The sequence below is a fragment of the Actinocorallia lasiicapitis genome, from assembly GCF_054778695.1.
In genome coordinates this window covers 1-4988 of record NZ_BAAGZI010000408.1, presented here as the reverse complement: position 1 = coordinate 4988, position 4988 = coordinate 1, and the positions used below count along the sequence as shown (strand labels likewise).

The window sequence follows — 4988 nt, the reverse complement described above, 5'->3', positions numbered from 1 at the left end:
GGCCGTCGGCGAGCGCCGCGTTGGGGCACAGGGTGCCCGCCAGCCCCCGGCCGAGGCGGGGGCGTGCCACCAGAGTGGTGCGGCGGAGCGCCGGGGTGCGGCCGTCCAGGACGAGGTGGCTGAAGCCGGGGATGCGGTGCAGGCGCGGTGCGATGACGCGGCGCAGCAGCGTTCCGATCTCGCCGCCGCTGGTCATGGCGACACCCATGGCCTTGGCCATCTGGATCATGGCACGGGCGTGGGGTTTCCGTTCGGCCTCGTAGGTTTCCAGGATGCTTTCGGGCAGTGCGCCGTGCAGGACGGCGGCCAGTTTCCACGACAGGTTCGCCGCGTCGCGCAGCCCGGCCCCCATGCCCTGGCCGATGAACGGCGGGGTGAGGTGGGCGGCGTCGCCGAGCAGGAAGACGCGGCGGTCCCGCCACCGGTCGGCGATCTGGGCGCGGAAGGTGTACTCGGCGATCCGCACCAGCTCCAGGTCATCGGCCGCGACGGCGCCCGTCCAGGGGGTGAGCAGCGGCAGGAGCCTGCCGGGGTCGTGGTGGTCTGCGGCGGTCTCGCCGGGCAGGAGCCGGAACTCCCACCGGTGGCGGGTGGCGCCGATGCGCATGTAGGTGGCGGCCCGGTGCCGGTCGCACACCTGGTGGACGCCGTCCCACTGGCGCAGGTCGGCGTCGGTGGCCACGTCGACGACCAGCCACCGCTGCTCGAACCTCAGGTCCCGCATCCTGGTGCCGACGCTGGTGCGGACGAGGCTGTTGGCGCCGTCGCAGCCCAGCACGTACCGGGCCCGGACGGCGGCGGGAGTGCCGGTGGCCAGGTCGGTGTAGGCGACGGTGACGCCGTCGCCGTCCTGGGAGATGCCGGTGACCTCGCTGTCGCCGCGCAGGGTGATCTGCGGGCAGGCCGCGAGCCGATCGCGCAGGATGCCTTCCAGTTCGGGCTGGTCGAACATGTTCGCCTGGGGGAAGCCGTGCCGTCCGGCCGCCGTGCCGCGCCGGAACTCCGCGAGCACGCGCAGGTCGCCGTCCAGGAGCCGTAGCCCCATCGCCGGGCGGGACACGCGCGCGAAGGCGTCGGCCACGCCGAGCCGGCCCAGGATCCGGTGGACCTCGTCGTCGAGGTGGACGGCCCGCGGCTGCGGATACACCGTCGCCCACCGGTCCAGGACCAGCACCGGGATCCCGTCCTCGGCGAGGAGGATGCCCGCGGCCAGCCCGGTCGGCCCGGCCCCGACGACCACGACCGGGACCTGGTCGTGGCCGGTCATGGCGCGTACCTCACGACGGTGCGCTGCGTGCCGAGGTCGATCGTCCCGTCGTCGGTGGCGACGCTCGCCTCGATGACATCGCCGTCACGCAGGTAGTGAGGGTTCTTGGCCTGCGCCTTGAAGAACAGCCGCCACTTGGTCGCGGTCGGCAGGAGCGATCCGATCACCTCGACCGGCTTGGGCGGGGCGCTGAGCGCGGTGCCGACGGGCGTCCCGGTCAGCAGCAGGTCGCCCGGATCGAGCCGCTGAAACCCCGCCAGCGCCCGCAACGCCTGGAGCGGCTGGTAGATCATGTCGGCGGCGGTCATGTCCTGGCGGACCTCGCCGTTGACGGTGAGCCTCAGCCGCAGGTCCGGCAGTCGTTCGAGCTCTCCGGCGTCCAGCAGCACCAGCCGGGGCCCGACGGGAGTGAAGGTCGGATAGGACTTGGCCTCGTAGAACTGGGTCTTGGGAAGCTGGAGGTCGCGGGCCGACACGTCGTTGGTGACGACCAGCCCGGCCACCCAACTGGCGAGGTCGTCGACCTGGGAGCCGACGTGCAGGGTCCGCCCGGCGACCAGGCCGATCTCCACCTCGTAGTCCAGCAGCCGCACGTGGGCGGGCTTGACCACGTCCTCGAACGGCCCGCTGATCGAGCCCGAGGACTTGCGGAAGAACGTCAGCGGGACCGATGCCGGGGCCATACCGGCGTCCTTGGCGTGCGAGGCGAAGTTCGTCATCTGCGCCACGACCCGGCATGGGGCCGTCACCGGCGACAGCAACGCCAGGCTCTCCACCGGGACGGACGGACCGGCCGAGGCCGCGGCGGCGTCGACCGCGCCGCGGTCGGCCAGCAGCCGCCCGGTCGTTTCGGCCGGGGTCGCGACGCGGACGGCTTCCGCTCCGGTCTGGACCCACCAGGATTCCGCGGTACGCAGCACGGTGATGCTCATGACGATGCCACCTTCAGCAGGCCCCGCAGCCGGGGCAGATCGAATTCGTTGTCCTCGCCCAGGGCGCGGGTGATCGCCCGCAGCTCGGCCAGGGCCGCGCGGCCCGGCTTGATCCCCAGGAAGTCCTTGGTCGCGGGCGGGCCCCACTGGGCCAGGCCCGAGGCGGTCATCGCCGCCCAGCCCGGCTCCAGGGTGGAGTCGAACACGTCGCCGTCGGTGTAGTGCTCGACCAGGAACCCCTCCGGGTCGCGCCAGTAGTCGAAGATCTGGCTGCCCTGGATGTGCCGGCCGATCCCCCACGAACGGTCGTAGCCCCGCTCCAGCAGGTACTGTCCGCCCGCCGCCAGCACGTCCAGGTCGCCGACCTCGTAGGCGGAGTGCACGTACCGGTTGGACGGCCCGAGCGTCATGGCCAGCGTGTGATGGTCGCTGGGCGTGCGGCCCCGGTCGCAGCGGATGAACGCCATGGTCGGCCCCCTGTCGCGCTGCCCGGGGTAGTAGAGGAAGTCGCTGACGATCAGCCCGAGGTGCTCCAGATACCAGTCGAGGGTGCGGCGGAACCGCGTCGTCTGCAGCACCACGTGCCCGACCCTCCGCACGGTCGCCGGCACCCGAGGCGGTCGCTGGGTGGCGTTGATCCGCGAGGCGTCGCCGCCGAAGTTGTGGACGAGCGGTGCCGGGGACTGCAGCGCCGCCAGGTCCTCGGTGCCGGACACGACCCGCACCCGCAGCCCGCTGGGATCGGTCAGATCGACGGTGACCCCGCCCAGGTTCTCGGGCAGGTTCGCCACCGCCGCACCGGTCGCGTCGGCCAGGCGCGTCAGGTCGGCCCGGTCGGCGGCGCGGAACGCCGGCCCGAGGAAGCGCGAGGCGCCGCCTTTGCGAATCAGGACGCACGGGCTGCCGGGTTCGGATCCGCGCAGGTGCAGCTCGGTCGCGGTCTTCAGCGCCACATCGAACCCGAACGCGCAGGCGAACAGCTCGGCCTGGTCCAGGTCGGGCTTGCTGAACTCCAGCCACGCCAGCCCGTCGACCTTCACCACCGGCGAGGCCACTCGTCCAGGGTGCTCGCCCGGCAGCGCGCCGAGCTCGCTGTGCAGCCCGGTGTGCGGATCACTCATCACCCATCCCCCAAATTATGACGAAACCGTCACTAACGACGATAGCATCACCGTCAAGGAACATGACGATTCCATCAGAAGTGAAGAAGCGGGTAGCATGGTCGGGTCACGAGGAGGGGGGCCGGGGTGCCAGAGCGGAACGGCGGAAACCGCACCGACCGGCGCAAGGCCCGGACCCGGGCCGCGCTCATCCGCGCCGCCCAGGCCTTCATCGCGCAACAGAACCTGAACGTCCCGATCCTGGAGATCACGCAGGCCGCTGACGTCGGGCTCGGGTCCTTCTACAACCATTTCGACAGCCGCGAGCAGCTCTTCGACGTGGCCGTCGAGGAGGCCCTCGACCGGCACGGAGCCCTCCTGGACGAGCTCACCGCCGACCTGGCGGATCCCGCCGAGATCTTCGCCCAGGCCTTCCGGCTCACCGGCCGCCTGCACCGCCTCCGCCCCGACCTCAGCAAGGTCCTGCTCAACAGCGGACTCGCCCTCATCTCTTCGCCCAAGGGGCTGGCGCCCCGGGCCCGCCGCGACATCGAGGCCGGCATGCGCACCGGGCGCTTCCCCGCCGTCCGCGACCCCGACCTCACCCTCACGATCGTCGGCGGCGCGGTCCTCACCCTCGGCCGCCTCCTGCACGACCATCCCGAACGCGACGCCGCCCAGGCCACCGACCACATCACCGAAGACCTGCTGCGCATGTTCGGCCTGACCGCCCCCGAAGCCGGCGAGATCTGCGCACGCCCCCTCCCGGACCTGACCGCATCCCTGGAGACCGAACGGGTCGCCTGACCGCTCTCTTCCAGCGGCTGGTCAAGCGGCCGAGCCTGGATCTGGATGACATTCAGGGCGTCATTCTGCGGGCGCGGCCCGAGCCGTATGTCGGGACGCACGCGGTCCTGGAGATCACGCCTTCACCACGCGAGCACAGGCCCGACGGACGGTCGCAGCCTGGATCGACCACTACAACACCGGACGGCGGCACTCCACCGCCTCGGCGGAATTTGCAGAAATCCCCGCAGCACGGCCACCGCGGAAATGGCGCGGATCATGCCTGCGGCCGCACGGTCGCTGAGATCGCCGATTAGAGAATGCGAGCGAATCAATACTGATACGCGGTTGGGGTACTCCTGCGAGGAAGGCGGCTGAGCAGGGTCATGCCCTTACTCACGACCCTGCTCACGAACCGGACATATCAGACGCCAGAGGCCGGGCCCGCGATGCGGACCCGGCCTCTGACCTGGGGTGGAGATGAGGGGATTCGAACCCCTGACCCCTTCGATGCGAACGAAGTGCGCTACCGGACTGCGCTACATCCCCGTGGTGCGGGACTGACTTTAGCAGGGGGGGAGGGGTGGGCGGTAATCGGTTAGTCGTTGACGGCGCGGCGGGGGGTGGAGGAGTCGTCGGCGTACTGGTCGAACAGTTCGGTGCGGGGGGTGAAGGGCAGGAGGGTGGCGTCCGGGATGGCGTCCAGGGCGGCCTGGGCGGCAGCGGCGGCCGCTGCGGTGGCGAGGGTGCGGCGGAGGTGGTGGCGGGCTTCGGCGGCGGCCTGGGCGCGCTCGGCGTCGATCTTGGTGGCGGTGCGCAGGAGCGCCAGGTGGGTGAGGAGCAGGACGGCCGGGGGCGCGGTGACGTACCAGGGGGCCAGGCCCGTGACCGGCAGGAGCGGCG

Annotated in this window: 4 protein-coding genes, 1 tRNA gene and 2 pseudogenes; 2 read left to right on the top strand and 5 right to left on the bottom strand. The window is 71.5% G+C overall.

Translation table 11 applies throughout. The features are described from left to right. The 3 genes from mhpA to ACYVE7_RS28885 form a co-directional block, all read right to left on the bottom strand. Positions 1-1267 (bottom strand): bifunctional 3-(3-hydroxy-phenyl)propionate/3-hydroxycinnamic acid hydroxylase MhpA (gene mhpA / locus ACYVE7_RS28895; protein ID WP_460369016.1); only part of this gene is annotated, 1267 nt, incomplete at its 3' end. Further along, positions 1264-2199 (bottom strand): fumarylacetoacetate hydrolase family protein, encoded by a 936-nt coding sequence (locus tag ACYVE7_RS28890; protein WP_460369014.1) that lies wholly within the window; start codon positions 2197-2199, stop codon positions 1264-1266. The genes mhpA and ACYVE7_RS28890, both read right to left, overlap by 4 nt. Next, positions 2196-3320 carry a VOC family protein gene (locus ACYVE7_RS28885; RefSeq protein ID WP_460369012.1) on the bottom strand — a complete coding sequence of 375 codons (1125 nt, stop codon included), beginning with the start codon at positions 3318-3320 and terminating at the stop codon, positions 2196-2198. Before ACYVE7_RS28885 ends, ACYVE7_RS28890 begins: the two co-directional genes overlap by 4 nt. A 126-nt stretch (positions 3321-3446) precedes the next feature. On the opposite strand from ACYVE7_RS28885, the gene ACYVE7_RS28880 reads away from it, so the two are divergent. Next, a complete protein-coding gene (locus tag ACYVE7_RS28880; protein ID WP_460369011.1) occupies positions 3447-4106 on the top strand; it encodes a TetR/AcrR family transcriptional regulator in 660 nt (219 codons plus the stop codon). A 127-nt stretch (positions 4107-4233) separates the two neighbouring features. Next, a pseudogene (locus ACYVE7_RS28875) lies at positions 4234-4389 on the top strand (hypothetical protein); the annotation flags it as partial. A 171-nt stretch (positions 4390-4560) separates the two neighbouring features. On the opposite strand, the gene ACYVE7_RS28870 reads toward ACYVE7_RS28875, so the two are convergent. Then, a tRNA-Ala gene (locus tag ACYVE7_RS28870) sits at positions 4561-4634 on the bottom strand. Positions 4635-4683: 49 nt separating this feature from the next. Next, a pseudogene (locus tag ACYVE7_RS28865) lies at positions 4684-4988 on the bottom strand (hypothetical protein); the annotation flags it as partial.